Annotated in this window: 15 protein-coding genes; 8 read left to right on the top strand and 7 right to left on the bottom strand. The window is 49.8% G+C overall.

The window, feature by feature from the left end; genetic code table 11:
• Nucleotides 1-93 precede the first annotated feature (93 nt).
• From minC to minE, 3 genes are all read left to right on the top strand, one after another.
• Entirely contained in the window at nt 94-957 is an 864-nt protein-coding gene (gene minC, locus H6F93_RS15015) for a septum site-determining protein MinC (protein ID WP_190645846.1), read from the top strand.
• A 109-nt stretch (nt 958-1,066) separates the two neighbouring features.
• Entirely contained in the window at nt 1,067-1,876 is an 810-nt protein-coding gene (minD, locus tag H6F93_RS15010) for a septum site-determining protein MinD (RefSeq protein ID WP_190645845.1), read from the top strand.
• Between the two features lie 63 nt (nt 1,877-1,939).
• A complete protein-coding gene (minE, locus tag H6F93_RS15005) occupies nt 1,940-2,230 on the top strand; it encodes a cell division topological specificity factor MinE (protein WP_190645844.1) in 291 nt (96 codons plus the stop codon).
• 243 nt (nt 2,231-2,473) lie between these two features.
• Here the strand turns inward: minE and H6F93_RS15000 are convergent, their stop codons facing one another.
• Complete coding sequence (locus H6F93_RS15000; protein ID WP_190645843.1) at nt 2,474-2,884, bottom strand: hypothetical protein; 411 nt, start codon at nt 2,882-2,884, stop codon at nt 2,474-2,476.
• Between the two features lie 205 nt (nt 2,885-3,089).
• Here H6F93_RS15000 and H6F93_RS14995 point away from each other — a divergent pair, with 205 nt between their 5' ends.
• Both H6F93_RS14995 and H6F93_RS14990 read left to right on the top strand, forming a co-directional pair.
• A complete protein-coding gene (locus H6F93_RS14995; RefSeq protein WP_242042524.1) occupies nt 3,090-3,317 on the top strand; it encodes a hypothetical protein in 228 nt (75 codons plus the stop codon).
• Nucleotides 3,318-3,650: 333 nt separating this feature from the next.
• Nucleotides 3,651-6,314 carry an AAA family ATPase gene (locus tag H6F93_RS14990; protein ID WP_190682097.1) on the top strand — a complete coding sequence of 888 codons (2,664 nt, stop codon included), beginning with the start codon at nt 3,651-3,653 and terminating at the stop codon, nt 6,312-6,314.
• Nucleotides 6,315-6,399: 85 nt separating this feature from the next.
• Here H6F93_RS14990 and H6F93_RS14985 read toward each other — a convergent pair whose 3' ends face one another.
• Nucleotides 6,400-6,597: a hypothetical protein gene (locus H6F93_RS14985; protein WP_190682094.1), complete on the bottom strand. Its 198-nt coding sequence runs from the start codon at nt 6,595-6,597 to the stop codon at nt 6,400-6,402.
• A gap of 53 nt (nt 6,598-6,650) precedes the next feature.
• Nucleotides 6,651-7,613 carry a sulfurtransferase gene (locus tag H6F93_RS14980; protein ID WP_190682090.1) on the bottom strand — a complete coding sequence of 321 codons (963 nt, stop codon included), beginning with the start codon at nt 7,611-7,613 and terminating at the stop codon, nt 6,651-6,653.
• 332 nt (nt 7,614-7,945) lie between these two features.
• Here H6F93_RS14980 and H6F93_RS14975 point away from each other — a divergent pair, with 332 nt between their 5' ends.
• Nucleotides 7,946-8,461, top strand: coding sequence for an MgtC/SapB family protein (locus tag H6F93_RS14975; RefSeq protein ID WP_199313732.1), 516 nt, complete (start codon nt 7,946-7,948; stop codon nt 8,459-8,461).
• Nucleotides 8,462-8,467: 6 nt separating this feature from the next.
• Here the strand turns inward: H6F93_RS14975 and H6F93_RS14970 are convergent, their stop codons facing one another.
• From H6F93_RS14970 to H6F93_RS14960, 3 genes are all read right to left on the bottom strand, one after another.
• A complete protein-coding gene (locus H6F93_RS14970) occupies nt 8,468-8,707 on the bottom strand; it encodes a hypothetical protein (protein ID WP_190682087.1) in 240 nt (79 codons plus the stop codon).
• 307 nt (nt 8,708-9,014) lie between these two features.
• On the bottom strand, nt 9,015-10,082 hold the full coding sequence (locus tag H6F93_RS14965) for an isopenicillin N synthase family dioxygenase (protein WP_190682083.1): 1,068 nt from the start codon (nt 10,080-10,082) through the stop codon (nt 9,015-9,017).
• Nucleotides 10,083-10,251: 169 nt separating this feature from the next.
• Nucleotides 10,252-12,654 carry a tetratricopeptide repeat protein gene (locus tag H6F93_RS14960; RefSeq protein ID WP_199313731.1) on the bottom strand — a complete coding sequence of 801 codons (2,403 nt, stop codon included), beginning with the start codon at nt 12,652-12,654 and terminating at the stop codon, nt 10,252-10,254.
• Nucleotides 12,655-12,779: 125 nt separating this feature from the next.
• Between H6F93_RS14960 and H6F93_RS14955 the strand changes: the two genes are divergently transcribed.
• On the top strand, nt 12,780-13,091 hold the full coding sequence (locus H6F93_RS14955) for a hypothetical protein (RefSeq protein WP_190682080.1): 312 nt from the start codon (nt 12,780-12,782) through the stop codon (nt 13,089-13,091).
• Between the two features lie 35 nt (nt 13,092-13,126).
• Here H6F93_RS14955 and H6F93_RS14950 read toward each other — a convergent pair whose 3' ends face one another.
• A complete protein-coding gene (locus H6F93_RS14950) occupies nt 13,127-13,714 on the bottom strand; it encodes a protein-tyrosine phosphatase family protein (RefSeq protein WP_190682077.1) in 588 nt (195 codons plus the stop codon).
• Nucleotides 13,715-14,199: 485 nt separating this feature from the next.
• Between H6F93_RS14950 and H6F93_RS14945 the strand changes: the two genes are divergently transcribed.
• Nucleotides 14,200-17,424, top strand: coding sequence for an MFS transporter (locus H6F93_RS14945; protein ID WP_190645835.1), 3,225 nt, complete (start codon nt 14,200-14,202; stop codon nt 17,422-17,424).
• Nucleotides 17,425-17,667: the final 243 nt, after the last annotated feature.

The following is a 17,667-nucleotide window of genomic DNA, read 5'->3' as shown; positions in this document are numbered from 1 at the left end:
AAGCCGGGGGAGTGCCCCTTCGGGGCACTCCCCCGGCTTTTATATTGGGTTACTACGTAGTTCCTGTTAGACTCTGACAGCCCAAGTCCTTGCATGAATGACTCCTCTGCACCTGCGCCAGCAATTTTACAGCCCGCTTCAGACAACCCCAATCTACAGGTTCGGTTTAAGAGTGAGGGGGGGCGCTTGTTGCTTCTTCTGCCGCCAGAGGCAGAGGTAAGCGCCAACCACAGCAGCGCCAGCAAAAGCAATGCTAGTCAAGAGGGTGCTAATTCTGATAGCGCTGCTGGCAACAGCCCATCGGGGAACGGCGCTAACACAAGTAACTGGAATGACCTTTGGCAACAGCTAAAACAGCGGCTCAATGCCGGAGAGCGGTTTTGGCAACCCGAAACAGCGGTGCATCTAGTTGCCCGCGATCGCCTTTTAGATGTGCGCCAATTGCAGGCGATCGCTGATGCCCTAGCCGATGCCCAGCTTCAGCTCAAGCGAGTCTACACCAGCCGCCGTCAAACTGCTGTCGCTGCCGCCACTACAGGCTATTCTGTTGAGCAACATTCGCCCGTCGCTCACCTAAATCAGCCCTCTGCTGAGTCCGGGCAAGCTCTAGCTGACCCACTTTATGTGCAAACCGTAGTTCGATCTGGTGTCGAAATCCGTCATCCCGGTACAATTGTTGTTTTGGGAGATGTGAATCCCGGTGGTTCCGTAATTGCAGATGGCGACGTGCTGGTTTGGGGCTGTCTACGAGGGCTAGCCCAAGCTGGAGCCGCCGGAAACGGACAATGCCTGATCATGGCCCTGCGAATGGAGCCGACCCAGATTCGGATTGCCGAATTTGTTGCCCGTGCTCCCGAAATGCCCCCCGACCAATTTCATCCCGAAATTGCTTACGTGTCCTCAGAAGGCATTCGCATCGCCAGAGCCGCCGAGTTTTCCAGAATACGTCTCTCGTAATCTGGTTTATGAACTGTAACAGCCAATCTAGTCAGCGCAGGCGTGCGGATCGCATTTCCAATTCCTAATCCCCTACCCCCATCGTCCATTTATCAACCCCAGCAATTCAATGAGTCGCATTATCGTTATTACGTCTGGCAAAGGTGGGGTGGGAAAAACCACCTGCACCGCCAATCTGGGCATGGCTCTGGCTCAGCGCGGTCATAAAGTTGCTGTTGTCGATGCCGACTTTGGCTTGAGAAACTTAGACCTGCTCTTGGGGCTAGAAAACCGCATCGTCTACACCGCTGTGGAAGTTATAGCAGGCGAATGTCGGCTCGATCAGGCCTTGGTCAAGGACAAACGCCAACCCAACTTAGCCCTACTGCCAGCCGCTCAAAATCGCACCAAAGATGCGGTTAACCCCGACCAGATGAAGCAACTGGTCACTTCGTTGACCGCCACCTACAAATACATCCTGGTAGACAGCCCTGCTGGAATTGAGATGGGCTTTCAGAATGCGACGGCTGCAGCCAAAGAGGCGATCATTGTGACTACGCCCGAAATTGCTGCGGTGCGTGATGCCGACCGGGTGATAGGCTTGCTTGAAGCAAACGACATCAAAAAAGTCCACTTAATTGTTAATCGTCTTAGACCCGCAATGGTGCAAGAAGACATGATGATGTCGGTCAAAGACGTGCAGGAAATTTTGGCAGTGCCGCTGCTGGGTGTGATCCCAGACGACGAGCGAGTGATCGTTTCAACCAACCGAGGCGAACCGCTGGTGCTGTCACAAAACATTTCAATGGCGGGGCTAGCTTTTAGCAATATTGCGCGACGGCTGGAGGGCGAGAAGGTGCCTTTCCTCGATCTGATGGCTGCTCATGACGATCTGTTTAGTCGCATTCGGCGGCTGTTTCGCAACTCGTCCCGCAACTAATGTCACTCTCAGCTTTAATTCGGTTTCTTATCCAGCCTTGATTGACTTTCTCCCCCAAGCTCCATGATCAGCGAACTTCTCGAACGACTTTTCCCGCGTCAACAACCCAGTTCTAGCCGTGAAGAGGTCAAGCGTCGGCTACAAATTGTGTTGGCTCACGATCGGGCTGATTTACCCGCTGAAACGCTGGAAAAGATGCGCCAAGAAATCCTGGAAGTCGTTTCACGATACGTGGAAATTGACCCAGAGGAGTCAGAATTTTCGCTAGAGAACGACCAGCGAGCAACTGCTTTAATCGCGAATTTGCCGATTCGCCGGGTGAGAGCAGAGCCGCAAGTCGAGGTCAATCCATAACGCAGTTGAATTCGCTTGGATAGGGATTGGGTAGGGGTGCAGCATTCGGCAGCTATTCTAAAAAACTTAGAACTAATTCTTCGCCCGAATGCTACGCCCGCTCAGAGCTTGCATTGCTTTGCGTTACCAACCAAGACAAGTTGGATAATAGCGGCTGCAAAACTCAGTATCATTCATTGTTTCTAGCGTCTGTTGGGTTTCACGATGTTCCACCCAACCTACAGCTACAAGCTGATTGACAAACTATCGAGCCGATCGCTCTGTCTCACGCTGTGCTCTGTCCAGAGACTTAACATTGCTCGGCTGATCTCCGTCATAGATCGCACCCTTTTGGCGCACGTTTAGGTCAAAGGTTTCACGAACGTTCTCACCTAGCTCTCTCAGATTTCCTAGCCCCGTGTCACCAATGGGATGCTCAGGGCTGTCACCCAAGTCCTCAGCCTTATCCTGAATCCGCTGAATTGTCTTTTTGGACACTGCGGAGGGGTTGGAAGGCGTGGGGGATTTAGTTTGAAATTCGCTGGTGACGGCTAGTGCCTGAGACGACACGCTCGTGCTAAACGCAGGAATACCTAAGAATGCAGTAGTAGCTAGAAAAATTGCGAGGACTTGGCGAAGCCCCACTGTAAAAAGACGACCAATTACCTGTTTCATTTCAAATCTCCTTTAGTTTTTAGCGACCCAAACCTAGAGGTTGGGTTCATAAAGCTTCATAACGTTAACTGAGGAACTGTTCCCGGCTCGTCTTTCTTAAGTGGGAAGTCCACTGGTCAGTTAGGTAGGTTTTGTTCTCGTTTTTACAGTTGAAAATCGCCAATCTAAAATTCAAAGTAGGTGAAATGCTAGGAGATTACTGTTAATGACTTTCATGCCTCCCGCTTATTCGATTTTTTTATTGATGGGTCTAGGAATTATTTGGGTTGGACTGAAGACAGGGGAGGAAATTATTCGAATTGCAGCGGCGATCGCAGGGGCAATTTTGTTGGTTTGGGGGTTTGCCCTTACGCCCCTGTCCCTACAACTGTTCGTCGAGATAATTTCAGTCATGGCAGTGTTTTCGGTTTGCGTTCGCTGTCTGAAGGCATGACCCTATTTCCTCAGCTTTGCCGTTATCTTTGCAGCTTATTTTGCAACATGAACTGAAACGGGAATTGTATGATTGCTCCACGAACGCAAGAGGCTATTCCTTCTTGCGTCGAAAAAAACGGTGTGAGAGCAACCCTGACTCTACTCGGCTAGAAACGGTGGAAACCCGCCGTCTGTCTGGACGTGATAGAGTCATGTCAATCCTGGAAAAGTCGCTATCTCAGAGCAATTCTGGCAAGCTTTGTGGAACTAAAAACCAATAACGACCAGAGGTGCATCGGAGAACTTGCAACTTCCACTCATCAGAAGATCTACCGTCGGGAGGAAGCCGCAAATGAAATTGGGTCTGCTCAAAGTTTTTACGTCATTTCGTCCAACTGAACCATCTGACCTAGACAGCAAAGCAGCAAAGCTGCTACCAAACCCTAATCACAGTTACTTGGGCGGACAGGCAATTGTCACACAAACCATTCAACCGCTGAAGGCGGGACGGGTGCAGTTTCAAGGGTCGTGGTGGCCTGCCTGGTGTGAGCAGAGAATTACGATTGATCCGGGGGAAGTAGTAGACGTTGCTGGAATTCATCGCAATATTACGCTGCTGGTTGAGCCAGCGCTATTGCTCAAAGCTTCTGCTTCTGGCTTGACGCGGATTAACCAGGCGGTTGCCCAAAAGGGTTGGTGGGCCGGCGATCGCCGCCCTATCGAAGCGGCTAGTAAAGTCTTGATTCCCGATACCTTAACGATTGGGATGCCCAGCCAGCAGGCTGGCGGAATCTCAGCCGAAACCTGGGATCGTTTCCTCCAGGCAAAGCCCATTAACGTCAATACCTTCAAAGCCTATTGTGAGGTGCTAGAGCTGGACTGGAAGGAAATTGTCGGACGCAGTACCCCGCAACCTGCCAGCTCAGCCCTGATGTCTACGCTGAATGCGCCGATCAGCCTACCAGGGCAACCTCCGATTCGTCCTGAACCGTCGCTCCCTGACACCAACGTGGTGTTTGTTGGGCGGACAGGGGCGATCGCCGATCTCGACAACCTGGTCAACGCTGGCGCAAAAGTCATTGTGGTTCAGGGTAGCGGCGGTCTGGGTAAAACCACCCTTGCGCGGCAATACTTTAACCAGAAAAACTTGGGGCAAAGCTTAGAGTGCTGGATGGCCAAAGAAACCCGCAACCTCACCTCTGCTCAAAGCATCGTCCAAGAGTGGCTGCGGCGCAACTTTAACGAGGAACCCGGACGCGAATTTGGCGTATCGCTAGAACGGCTCAGGCGCAAATTAAAGACCCAAAAAGTCTGCATTCTAATCGACAACCTGGAACCTGCACTAGACAAGAACGGAAAGTTTGTTGAACCACATCGAGACTATGCTGAACTGCTGCGAGTTCTAGCTGACCCAGAAGTAAATTCTGTCACGCTGATTACTAGCCGTGAGCCTGTGCATGAGGCGAGTGTCAGTGTGCATCCCTACGTCTTAGCAGGTTTAGAAGAAGAAGCTTGGGGACAGTTCTTTAGCCAAAATCAAATTAACGTCAACTTTCCAGTTCTAAAAGATATTCATGCAGCCTATCGCGGTAATGCTAAGGCAATGACTATTTTGAGCAGCATTATCCAGATGGATTATGCAGGCAATTTGGAAGCATACTGGCGAGAAAATAGCTCCGACTTATTAGTTGAAGTTGAGCTTGAGAACTTAGTTGCGAGCCATTTTAGCCGCTTACAACGACTTTATCCTGAAGCCTATCGGTTGCTTTATCGGTTAGGCTGCTATCGCTATCAAAGAATTGCCAGAATGCCCATTGAGGCAGTTGCTTGTTTGCTTTGGGATGTGCCACCAGAACAACACAAGCGAGTGATTCGTTTTCTGCGCGATCTATTCTTAATTGAACTAATTGATGGCGAATATCGGCTGCATCCAACCATTCAGGCAAAGGCACTAGAAATCTTAAAGGCAAGCGGCGAATGGGAAATTGCCAACTTAGAGGCAGCAGAGTTTTGGACACACAGTGTTAAGGCAATTAGCACACCCGATGATGCGTTTCGGGCGCTGGAAGCCTACTATCACTATCTTCAAACAGACCGAGTTGAGCTAGCCGCAGATGTGATTCTCTACGCTAGAGATAACCGCTGGGGTAAGAATGAGCCGCTGGGCGTTTCGTTCTATAGACTGGGTTTGCTGCAACAGATGGTTACGACCATTACTCGAATTATTGATCGCGTTAAACCTGGCTATTCGCTCAGTAAGCTGCACAATATTTTGGGTGATTTGTATTGGATAGCAGGCGATATTCATCGGGCAATTCGCTATCATCAGGAGTCTCGTCGAGTGGCGATCGCCCTCAAAATCAAAGAGCTTGAAATCGTTTCTCTTTACAACATTGGTCTATGCCAAATTGACCTGTGGGAAGTTGAGGAAGCTACCAGATACTTTAAGGCAGTCATTTCTCTCGCCGAAGGAACCGATTTTCACAGATATGCCGTCACCGCTTCTGCTTGTTTGGCATTTTTAATGTCTTGCTCCGGGCGCAATCAGATTGCGATTGGTTTCGCGAAAAAGGTTTACACCGATTACTCAGCGATTCGCTCAAGCCGAGGCAAAGGCTACAGCCTAATTTTCTTAGGTCAAACCTATCAGAATTTAGGAGAGCTTGAAAAAGCACACAAAATGTACAGCTTAGCCAAAAATTACGCTGAGGAAAGCCATTACACGCAGGTCAAAGCCAACGCACTCAAAGGGTTAGGAGAACTGTGTTTGATCAAAAATGACTTTAAGGGGGCGATCGCCCATCTTTTGTCCGCCAAAAAGCTGTTAATTGAAATTGAAGCTAAAGCTGATTTAGCCGAAGTTCACTATCAGCTTGGGTTAACCTGCCAAGCGATGGGATCAGTTGCCGAAAGCGAAGCTAACTTCCGAGCGGCAACTCAGCTTTTCCATAAGATTCCTGCGCCTAAGCAGGTTGAGAAAGTACAGAGAGCCGCAAGACCCATAGCAGCAAGTTAAACAACGCAGTTTGGGGCGTATCATTACGACACGCCCCAACATCATATTCACGCCAGAAATCTACTACTTCCGCAACTGCACAAGTTTAAGCGGATGGTTCATCATCACTGTCGGTTGGTGCAGGCGTAGAGGTGGGTTCGGGAAGATCGCAGCTTGTTAGCTTTTGCTGATCTTCCTGCCCACTCCATAAGCCGAAATGGATAACGTGATGTGAACTCAGAGTGGGGGTTGTTGAAGAGAGCGTGGCGATCGCCCCAAATGCTATCAGAACTCCAGATTTCATCTAAGAACTTCCTCCTATCACTTTTAGCTCTTATCACTTAGAGTGCTACGCTTCTACACCCCAGGACCCGTCTCTACAGGTAAGTCAGGATGGGAAGAATATTCTGTCCAGGAACCTTCATAGACTCTCACGTTGGGGTAATTCAGTAGATGCTTTAGCACGTTGTACTGCAACGTTGCCTCACGCCCTGTGCTGCAAGAAACAATAATGTTGTCTTCGGGTGAAACGCCGCGATCGCTTAGGATCTGCCGAATCTCATCTAGTGGTTTAAGCTGATGGAAATTTGCTTCTCCTACCGTAAACGTGGGCCAGGGAATGTTCTTTGCACCGGGAATGTGTCCATTACGAATCCACAGATCCCGCTCTCCTGAAAACAGTTCTGGTGGACGCGGATCGATAAAAGTGACTCCTGGCTGACCAATCAGTCCACGTACCTGATCGAGCGTTACTCTGACTGAGTCATCATCACGGACTGTAAAAGTACCAGGAGTATATTGGGGAAACTCTTTGACAACAGGAAGTTGAGCCGACACATAGCCAGCATAGCCGCCATCCAAAATCGCCACATCGGGATGTCCGGTGCGCTCTAACAGATAGGTAACCATCGTTGCTCCCAGCACATCTCGACCATCCGAGTAAACCAAAACTTTGCTCTCATCTGTGACTCCTGCCAGCCTGAATGTTTCTTCAAGCTTGTCAGGCTGCCAATATTGAACCGGAAGCTGTCCGTTGGGGCCACGAAATGTGTTGTCTGCAATGTGAACCGCGTTAGGCACATGACCTGAGAAATATTCCAACGGGTTAAGCCGCACGTCCAAAATACGCAGATTTGAATCGCTGCCATGTTCCGCTACCCAAGCAGGTTGGACAAATTGCACGCTGGCAGACGGGTTTGCTGATGAAGCAAACGGCAACAGTGGAATCACTACTGTAAATGCCAACAAAGATGCAAAGAAGGCAACCCCTCTCGTTATCCAAGTCGTCTTAGTGAACTTCCTCCATAACCTCATGATCATATTGAGTCTCCTCAAAGAATGGTGCAGTTAACCATTGAGTTGCTAAACGGTTCCCTTCCCCATCCCTCTACTTCTAACAAAGCTGTGCCTTGCGATAAAGCTGCATCTGTATGGATCTTCAGTAGATGAATGAGGAAAATACGGTAACTCAGTCAACAAACCGTATTTAACATTCAAAATCATCTCATACCCCCGAAAACCACGCAAGACAAATTCCGCCAAACGTTCTCCTGGGGTTTATTTGCTTGAAATTAACTAGTTCTTAACCTAAACTTAACCTGTAAATCACCTTTAAGTACAGCGAGTTACCGGACTTATGTCCGGCTTGAGTCATGACCTCAATGTTTTTTAGCCCTAATGATTGGCAGAGTGTAACCGCAAGACTGTCTTTGGCTCTCGTGGTTGGCTTTGCGATTGGCATCAATCGTCAACGCACGGGTAGACCTGCTGGATTGAGAACTTTTATGATTGTGAGTCTTGGTTCTGCTTTGTTTGTAATGCTGCCTTTGCAGAATGAGATTGCTGATCAGCTTACTGATGCTACGGCATCTAGCGAGGTCGCTCGTTCTACGGCACTCAATGCAATGGCCCGCGTTGCTCAAGGCGTTGCAACGGGAGTAGGCTTTTTGGGCGGTGGCGTGATTTTGCAGCAGCGCCATCCCAGTTTGGACAGGACAGAGGTTAAAGGATTAACGACTGCCGCTGCGATTTGGCTAGCTGGTGGGCTGGGTGCAGCGGCAGGGTGTGGCCTATGGCAGTTAAGCGTCATCGGAACGTTGATGACGCTATTTGTTTTGGGTGGCGTTAAGAAGTTGAAGCAGTTTGAATGGCGGAACTGGCTTGAGTAAGGTTGGCTATCGAATGTCTCGCTTTAAGCTGCTGGACCTTAAGCTGCTGAACAAGGTCAAGCCAAATCTGTGCAAACGAATGAGCACCAAACTGATGGCAAGCAGTAGAACGATTCCCAGGAGTGGCAGGTAGGCTCGTCCGCCACTCCAACGAGACTTTAGCAATTTGATATGGCTCTGCTTAGTAATTTGGGTTTGAAGGGTGACTCGATCGCTTGAACTGTGAAGCGAGGTGGCGATCGCCATACGATTTCTCTCCTAGTTAAATTCAACGTAAAAGACTGGATAAAATCTACGGTAAACCACTAGATTTATAGTAGATTTGACGAAGTATGACATACCCTGTATGAAAAAACAAGCTCAAGCATTGCCGTAACACCGTTTCAACAAAAGGGATTCCAGGTGAAAGGGTACCCAGTGGGACGGAGTGCCCTTTCATCTGTAGCCTTACTCCTTTCCCGCTAAATAGAGCAGGGATGCACTCCGCGTTGCGGAGTGCATCCCTGCTCTATGAGTACCTAATCTTTTATTGGAAAGAGAGCAAATCAATTTCTTATGAGGCTAACTGCTCCATCTCACGGGAGTTATCAATCCCAGCGTAGGTTTGTTGCAGAATGTGAGCCGCTTGCGTAATAGGTTGATAGCGGGGTGGATTTTCTGGCGAAACAAATTCGGGCAGGGGTTGCAACACCTGGTCTACATCAGCAGCGTGAAACACGATGAGTGAGTAACGCTCCCAGGTTGTCAGCGGTACACGATGGTGAGTTGCCCTCAGCACACCATTGGTTAAAAACTCCAGTGCGTCATCTAGAATCACGCTAAATGCATCTGGAATCACGGGTACATCAACCCACTCTCCGTCACGGCTCAACAACTGCAACCCTGGAGCATTTTGATGCATGATAGTGAGCATCTCAAAGTCAGAGTGTGAACTAATGCCAACCTTAACGCCTTCAGGAGAACTACTTTCTTCTGGTTGTCTGTCCTGATCATCGGCACCCGGATAATGCAATAGTCTCATCTTGGAACCTGCACGACGAGTACTCATTTGTCTAAAGGTGTTGCTCTCCAATCCCAGCATTTCAGCGAACGCTTCTAAGAGTGCGCTACCCATGCGATTGATTTCGGCGTAATAAGTATCAATGTCTTCCTGAAAACCTATTAAGTCAGGGTATACATTTGGCCCCAATAAAGGGGATTCCACATAATCTGGATCGTCAGGTGGTAAGTGTAAACCTAAGTCAAAGGACTCTACATGAGAGATGGTGCCCGGTTCGTAGGCGGGTTCTTCATGTAAAGGTACCCATCCCCGAGTAATCACTTTTTCTAGACTGTAATAGGGTCGTTTTTCCGCATCGCTGAGGCTATGAAAGGCAGCTGACTGGCGGTAAACGCGATTAATTAGATCTTGAGAACAGGCTCCTTGTGCACCAAAAAAGCCAACGGTTAAACAAGCGTGCTTGATCTGGTCAATGCAGTGCTGCCGGGATGACTGATCTTCTGTAAACAGAGGGGCAATATCAATAATTGGAAAACTGGTGTTTTCAGAAGTGATATGGGTTGAATGTGCATCTGTGGAAGGAGAATTGGCGACGGATTCAACGACCCTTTCTGATGTCATATCCAACCTCTAGGTTTTGCTTAATTTGATTTCTATTCAAGCTCAGAAATGCAGAATTAGTAAAGAGGAACACTAGAACTCAGGTGTGAATGATAACGTGACGGAGCCGCGCTATCGTTCACACCTTAAAAGGCGACTCAAAAAGGTGAATTAGAGAGGCATCAACAACTCACCAACTGTATTCACTGGTGGGCAGGTTGGGGCGATGTTCTAGCAGGAAGCGAGCTTCAGCAGCGCGATCGCCCTCCCCATAATCCTCCACAATCTGCTCCAAGTATTGGGATTGACCACTCATGACGTAGCGAGAAAACAGTAAATCGTCAATGTAAGGGCTGCTAGAAAACTCACTTTGCAGTGTGGCAATTGTATTATCCAAATAGCTCAGGTAATCCTGCTCGATTTGCTCGTAATTTTTCTGCCGCTGCTCATACTCTGCTTCTGGGTCAGAGATCGGAGTGAAGTTTAGGGAAGGGCGATCGCCATGCATTCCTGCTACGGGATGAATTCGCAATGTTTCACCAAAGGGGTGATTTTCCCATTGCCACAGGAGCGTTGAGGCAGCCATGTAGAGCGTTTTTTCACGCAGCTCGGCTGGGGTTGAGGGGTCGTCCAATAAATTCTGGTAGAGCGAGAGGGCGATCGCATTTTGGCTTGCCTGCTGATAGCTATCTTGCACTGCATCCGCCTGCCGCAAGTTGAGATTGCAAACCCAAAACTTTTCACAGTACTCATTTCCCCAGCTTCCTGTCGGCAAATAACCCGTGCGCCACTGATCCCACATTGCCAGGTAGCCATTCTTCCAACCGCCTGCCCCTGCCCAGTTTGAAGCAAGCTGATAGCGAGATTCGGGGGTGTTTTCTGCCTGCAATTGCTGAAGCTGTTGCCAGCGCTGACGCTGTTCGGTCAACATGTCCTGCATTTCAATCTGAATCTCAACCTGACGGTTGTAGCTGCTAAACCAGGAGTCGTTGCGATAGTAGCTATTGAGAATTGCAGCAGGCATTTCGGTTAAGTCGAGCCCTTCGGAGAGTTCTAGCGCTTCGGTATAGTTGTGTTCTCGCGCCTGCCGGACTGCCAAAGCATAGCTGAATAGGGGGGCGATCGCTTTATCCTGATACTGTTCGTAGAGCGTTTCAACTTGCTGAGTCGTCAGCCCAATGTCTAACAGTGTTCGCACATGGGGAAATGCTAGATAGGAAGCATCTCCGTCACCAGGCGTTTCGGTCATCATTTGCACCCAGTAGCGCATTGCAGCGACAGGGTCGTTCTGGTCTTCTAAGGCGCGTGCCAGGAAGTAGGTTGCGTCATCAGCACCGGGATGGTCAGGATAGCGGCTAAGCCAGTCTTGCCAGTCCTGCATTCGCTCTTGGGATGTTTTGTTGGCGATGCGATCGCGAATTTCCTGACTGCAGGGCGCACTGCCAAAGTAGGAATATCCCGTGAGGTCACCATATTCTCGACTGGCACGAATAAATTTGGAGTCGGGATATTGTTCGGCAATGCCAACCAGCAAGAAGTAAGCGTGAGAACTTTTTGCTAGCTCGCCGTCATAAAATGGGTCGTACTGCACGATATAAGTGAGCGGCTGAAGCTGACTCAGATCGCCATTGATGATTTCCTGTAATGCCGCTTTGCCTTCGGGGTCGCCGTGCCGGTTGAGTTCTGCGATCGCCCACATGCGGTTCTCCGATTCCAGATTAGCCGCCAAGTTTTTCAGCAGTGCTGTGCCTACAGGCGAAAGCTCACCCGCCTTGACCGGACCCAAACGCTCTACCAAAATGTATTCCTGCGTATTAGGGGGAAGGCTGCGGTAATAGGCGATCGCCTCCTGCACTTGTGCTTCACTAGGCTGGGGCAATTCTGCCAACTGATCCCACTGGGGAATCTCAGGTGCAGGCTCCTCCTCAGGTGGATTTGCCTCTGGGTGAACAGCTTCATAGCCCAACATGGCTTCCAGAAATGCCAGATTAAATTGACCGTAATTATTGCCAGCGTTGGTAGGCTCCAGGTTGGCTCTAGCAAGCTCAATCAGGCGATCGCGCGTCTGGGGATCATCCAAACCAAAATCTCGCTTCCACTGCTCATAATCGTAGGAGGGGGTATAACTAGCTTGATTGAGCAAAGTAGCCGGATCTTGAGTCAGCAAGTAGAAGTTTGTGCCAGACTGCCCCTGCTCTATTTGACGCTCTAGCCATAGTGTGGAATAAGGTGCACCCAAGCTGCGAATGCCAGCCATCCCGTAAGCTTGACGAGTCGGGTCAGCCGACTGCACGTAATAGCTCAACAGCGGAAATGTTTTTGTGCCAAACCGTTTCCAAATGGGGTCTTGAACCTGTCCGTCGCCCCACTTGATGATCATGACGTCTTGCTGCACTGCCTGGGCGATCGCTCTCCAGGTTGGGTCAAAGCGCAGGCGATCGCGGATTTCTTCATCAATTTCCAGGTCAACCAATTCTTCAGGGCTGAGCTGTTCCGCCTGCTCAGATGCTTCCTGCGGCGACGGCAGGGTGCGAGGCAGCTCTCCTTGCAGCGGCAAGTCGGCAGACAGCAATAGCAACGTCGTCAGCGCCATGAAAACCTGACCCTTGCTTCCTATCTGCGAAACGCTGTACTTAAAATTTCCTTGAAAAAACCTGCTGAGTCGCTTTGCCATCCTCGTCACACCACGATCCCATCTGAAAGTTGAAGCGTTGTTAGATGCCGTTCAACCTGAGCAGCCTTGCAGGTTGGGTTGAGGCACAAAACTCAACAGCCAAGCTGGCGACAATCCCATTTATCAAAGCCACTCACCAAACAGCTACTTCTGTAAATACGCACAATTCTCAGCAAATCCCGAAAAAAATATCAGCCCCACCTGATTACCCATCGGGATTTCAAGTAGAGCTGGAGACGCAGTTAGGAGGTATCTTGACATTTAAGGTATCCTTAGAAACTGCTTTGCCTTCTACTCTTAACAAGTTCTTAAGCTTACTTTTGCTCAATAGATTTCTTGCATGGATCATTATTTGAAGCATGAATGGTGGCATCACCCTTCACGCAGGAATCTAATCACTAAAGATGTTGTGAAAGCTTTGAGGCTGGCGAATTAGGTCACGGATAATCTGAACTTGACCTTCAGTGGGTCTGGCGTTGGGATGAGCTTGCTTGACGCAGTTGATCGCTTCCCAAAGTTCCATGTCGTGGTGTAAGCAGAGATAGGCAATGCAGGCAGTGGGCGATCGCTCCATCCCTGCTAAGCAGTGAACGTAGATTGGCTGCTGGCTCTGGATGTGGGTGTGAATCAGTTCTACGACCTGCTCAAGCTGATTGGGTTGAAGCCCCAAAATGTAGTGACTGTCCGGCAAAATGAACCGCAAACAGCGAAACTTTTGCACAACATCTTCAGGTAAGGTGCCTTCAGATTGGGCGCACAGGGAAAGCACCACCTTAATTTTTTCTCGCGCCAAAATCGCGCCGTCTCCCATCTGGGGCAGACCGCCGACCGCCAGTTTCCCAGGGATGATCCAGCTTAAGTGGTGACGATGAGAATCGTGCTGCAAATCCCCGGTGTCGTGAGGCGTAGTAGAGTCGGTTGGTGGTAGGTTGGCTTCCCCAGAGTTGGTTTGCCCAAATAATTTTCTAAACTGTCGCAAGGACTTGCACTCCCTTACGAAAATAGGTAGTCAGGACATGAATGATGAATAAGCTAAAGCGAAGAGAGCGATCGCCACTTTTACTCATCCCAAGGTTAAAGACTTTAATCCGGATAAAAACAGAAATTGAGTCGTTCTTGTTACTCCTTCTAGTCCTATTCCTTTTAGTTCTTTTGGACACCTCTTCCCCGTGGTTTTCGGGCTTTTCCCACCTACGGGAGATGATAAATCCCCTAGTGATCAGAGATTCTGTGGGAACTGGCTAAATTCATTTGCCATCACAGCAGCGCGATTGGGGGCAGCATGTGATTCTTTTGCTTGGAAAAATGTCTGGGCAAAAGTGATTCACAGGGGGCATCTCAACGGTTGTACTGTTAGTTCCCTTGAGGCGATTCGGTGCTGCTGTCGAGTTCGGAAATATAGCGTTTTGCGTTCACGCGAGTTCTTGATGTGCGTGAGTTCCACCTATCGAAGAGGCTAAGGTTGTGATTAGAGCTACAGTGAGTGCGATAAATATATGGAGTGGTCAGTTTTGGCTGGCGCAAGTTCCAGAGGTAGAAAATCCTGAACAGGCATCAGCCTTGTTTGAAGGGGCAGACTGGGGTACTCAATTCTTGATTGCTTTAATCTCAGGTCTTGTCCTGGCGTTTGCCATTCAGCTTGTGTTGACTAACTTGTCAGTCGCAGTTGGAATCTCCTACCTGGGCAAGTATACCGATCCCGATGCTAGTCATAGCAATCGTAGCAGTAGCAGCAGTGATGATGATTCGAGCGGCGGTATCGGTTCGACGATTCGCAAAATCAGCTTGGGTGTAGGAGTGTGGACGCTGATTACAGTTACTATTGCTCTGCTGATATCCTGCTTCCTGGCTGTAAAGCTGAGTTTGCTGGTGAGCCCGGTGCTAGGAGCAATTACTGGATTGGTGATTTGGGGAACTTACTTCTCATTGCTCGTTGGGATTAGCTCTACCACTGCTGGCTCTTTGGTTGGGACAGTTGTAAATGCTGCGACCTCTGGTTTCCAAGCAATTTTAGGAACTGCGGCAGCGGCAATCGGTGGCTCTGCGGTCAACCGTCAGGTCGTGTCAACGGCTGAAGCGGCTGCTTCGGCGGTGCGACGAGAGTTTGGTGCGGCGGTCGATCCGGTTAGCATTCGCGAAACGGTTGAGGATTATTTGGATACGTTGCGTCCGACTGAGCTGAATATGTCGGAGATCCGCAGTGAGTTTGAGCGGATGTTGAATGATCCGGAACTGCGGGCTGTAGCAGGTAGCGATCGCCTTCAAAATGTCGATCGTCAAACCTTTGTTGACCTGGTCAGCAGCCGTACTGACTTATCTAAGCGGGAAGTTAATCGAATCGCCGATCAGCTAGAGCGCACCTGGAAGCAAACTCTAGGACAGCGAGCACAAGGCGATCGCATGGCAGAGTTACTTGACTACCTGCGCTCAACCCAACAAGGGCAGCTCAACACAGAAGAATTTAACCGCAAAATTGACCAGCTAATCGACGAAATTCGTCAGTCTAGAGATACATACTCTCAGCAAGGCGCTGGTGGTTATCAGAGCGGACCGGGTGGACAAAGCGGGCAGAGTGGACAGAGCGGAATTGCTGCCTCTGTGCAGTCCCTACAAACTAGCCTGATGCCTCTGATGGGCATGATTATGGGACGGGCGGACATCTCCGATCTCAACCTTGAAAAAGTGATGGATCGGTTGAAGTCTGTTCAAGGTACGGCTCAAAGCGTTTTTGGTGAACAGGCAAGCAAGCTGGGCAGTCAGTTTGGGGTTGAAACCTCAGTTACGCCTTACAACACCATTCGTGCAGACATCGAAAACTATCTGCTCAACACCTACGCTTGGCAGATGAGTTCTGAGGCGATCGCCCGTGACTTCCGCAACGTCCTCTATGATCCCGCCGCTGACCCCGCCGCCGTGCGCCGTCAGCTAGAGCAAATCAATCGCTCTGATTTCATAGATATTCTTGCCTCACGCGGACTGCTGACTCAGGCGCAACTTCAGCGAATCGCCGATCAGCTGGAAATGGTTCGTCGAGAAGTTTTGGTGACTGCACGAGGCGCAGAAGAGCGGGAAGCAGCCCTGTCTTTGCGTCAGCGGATTGAAACCTACTTGTCTTTCACACCTAAAACGCAACTGCTCAGCCCCAATGACAACCAGCGGGCGTTTAAAGCATTGCTCGAAGATTCCGAGGCAGACTATGAAACCCTGAGCGGTCGTCTTGCTCCTTATACCCGCTCTGAGCTGGGACTTCTGCTCGAATCTCGGCAAGACATTCTGCCAGAGGAAAGAGGCCCAATTTTAGACCAGCTAGAGAAGACCCGCGATCAGGTTCTCTCTGAAAGTTTGTCGCTCAATGAGCAAGCAAGACAAAGGACCGAGCAAACCTGGCAAAACCTCCAAGGCTACCTGCAAAACACGGGCAGAGATGAGCTGAATCCTAATGCCATTCGGAATGAGCTGCAAGTCCTGTTGAACGATCCACAAGCAGGCATGGAATTGCTTCGAGCAAGAGCCTCTCACTTTGACCGGAATACGCTGGTACAGCTTTTGGCTCAGCGGAAGGACATGAACGAAGACCAGGCAAGTGAAATCCTCAACCAGGTGGAATCGACCTGGTTTAAGGTAACTCATTCGCCTCAACTTCTCACTGGGCAGGCAAAACAACAGTATGACCAGGCTACCAGCACGATCGCTGATTACCTGCGTTCGACAGGCAGAGACGAGCTAAACCCTGAAGGGATTCAGCGAGATCTGCAAAAGCTGCTCAACGACCCCAAAGCCGGAGCGACTGCCTTGCGCGATCGCCTCTCTCGTATGGATCGAGAAACCCTGGTGCAGCTTCTCAACCAGCGTCAAGACCTGAGCGAAGAGCAAATCAACCAGACCATCGACCAACTTCAAGAATCGATTCGGACGGTACTGCGCGCTCCTCGTCGTCTGGCTCTACGGGCACAGCAACAGGTACTCGACTTCGAGTCTACGGTTGAGGAATATCTGCGGAACACCGACAAGGAAGAACTGAATCCTGAAGGCATCAAGCGTGACCTCCAGCTTTTAGTACAAGATCCGCGATTTGGTTTGAGAAACTTGGGCGATCGCCTCTCTCGCTTTGACCGCAACACCCTAGTTGCTCTCCTGTCTCAGCGCAAAGACATGACCCCCGAAGAAGCTGAGCGAGTAGTAGGACAGATTGAATCTGTGCGTGACCAGATCGTCACCCAGTTCCGCAATGTTCAGTATCGAATTCAGGCTGTGATTGACGGCATCTTTGCCCGGATTCGCAACTACCTCAACGCGCTAGAGCGCCCTGAGCTCAACTACGATGGCATCAAGCGTGACCTACGTACCCTGTTCAACGATCCTCAAGCCGGATTTGATGCTCTAAGGGGTCGCCTAGGTCAAGTTGACCGAGGTACCCTGGTTGCCTTGCTTAGCTCCCGTGAGGACATTTCTGAGTCCGATGCTAACCGCATCATCGACCAGGTTGAAGGGGCACGGTTCAGCGTTCTGCAAAGAGCCGAACGGCTTCAGCAAGATGCTCAGCGTCGTCTAGAAGCTGCTAAGCGACAGGCTCAAATTCAGGCAGACGAAACCCGCAAAGCAGCCGCAAATGCTGCCTGGTGGTTGTTTGCAACTGCTCTAGTTTCTGCTGCAGCCTCCGCTGGCGCTGGATGGTTAGCTGTCCTCTAAACTTTTCCTTGACAGTCCCTTGACTTAATTCAAGCTCCCCAAAAGCCTCCTACACAGGAGGCTTTTCCTCTTTCTAAGGAACTGGTTACTGCTGGATTTACCTGTAAGAGTAAACAGCGTTCACCCTAAATTATTGGTAGACCCTTGAAACGTCTCACCAAAAACACACCTAAACAGTTCCTCAAAAAGCAGAAAGAACCTTACTAAGATCGCAAAACATAGATATACATCAGTGAGTAGGCT

Origin of the sequence: Leptolyngbya sp. FACHB-671, assembly GCF_014695745.1 — a bacterium.
Lineage (GTDB): Bacteria > Cyanobacteriota > Cyanobacteriia > Elainellales > Elainellaceae > JAAUTN01.
The sequence above is the reverse complement of the archived record's forward strand: the minus strand, read 5'-3'. Positions and strand labels throughout refer to the sequence as shown.

Coding starts and splice junctions, on each gene's coding strand:
- H6F93_RS14970 (WP_190682087.1), bottom strand. CDS start 8,707: ATGGCGATCGCCACCTCGCTTCACAGTTCAAGCGATCGAGTCACCCTT.
- H6F93_RS14985 (WP_190682094.1), bottom strand. CDS start 6,597: ATGAAATCTGGAGTTCTGATAGCATTTGGGGCGATCGCCACGCTCTCT.
- minE (WP_190645844.1), top strand. CDS start 1,940: ATGATCAGCGAACTTCTCGAACGACTTTTCCCGCGTCAACAACCCAGT.
- H6F93_RS14965 (WP_190682083.1), bottom strand. CDS start 10,082: ATGACATCAGAAAGGGTCGTTGAATCCGTCGCCAATTCTCCTTCCACA.
- minD (WP_190645845.1), top strand. CDS start 1,067: ATGAGTCGCATTATCGTTATTACGTCTGGCAAAGGTGGGGTGGGAAAA.
- H6F93_RS14990 (WP_190682097.1), top strand. CDS start 3,651: ATGAAATTGGGTCTGCTCAAAGTTTTTACGTCATTTCGTCCAACTGAA.
- H6F93_RS14960 (WP_199313731.1), bottom strand. CDS start 12,654: ATGGCGCTGACGACGTTGCTATTGCTGTCTGCCGACTTGCCGCTGCAA.
- H6F93_RS14955 (WP_190682080.1), top strand. CDS start 12,780: ATGCCGTTCAACCTGAGCAGCCTTGCAGGTTGGGTTGAGGCACAAAAC.
- H6F93_RS15000 (WP_190645843.1), bottom strand. CDS start 2,884: ATGAAACAGGTAATTGGTCGTCTTTTTACAGTGGGGCTTCGCCAAGTC.
- H6F93_RS14975 (WP_199313732.1), top strand. CDS start 7,946: ATGACCTCAATGTTTTTTAGCCCTAATGATTGGCAGAGTGTAACCGCA.
- minC (WP_190645846.1), top strand. CDS start 94: ATGAATGACTCCTCTGCACCTGCGCCAGCAATTTTACAGCCCGCTTCA.
- H6F93_RS14995 (WP_242042524.1), top strand. CDS start 3,090: ATGACTTTCATGCCTCCCGCTTATTCGATTTTTTTATTGATGGGTCTA.
- H6F93_RS14980 (WP_190682090.1), bottom strand. CDS start 7,613: ATGATCATGAGGTTATGGAGGAAGTTCACTAAGACGACTTGGATAACG.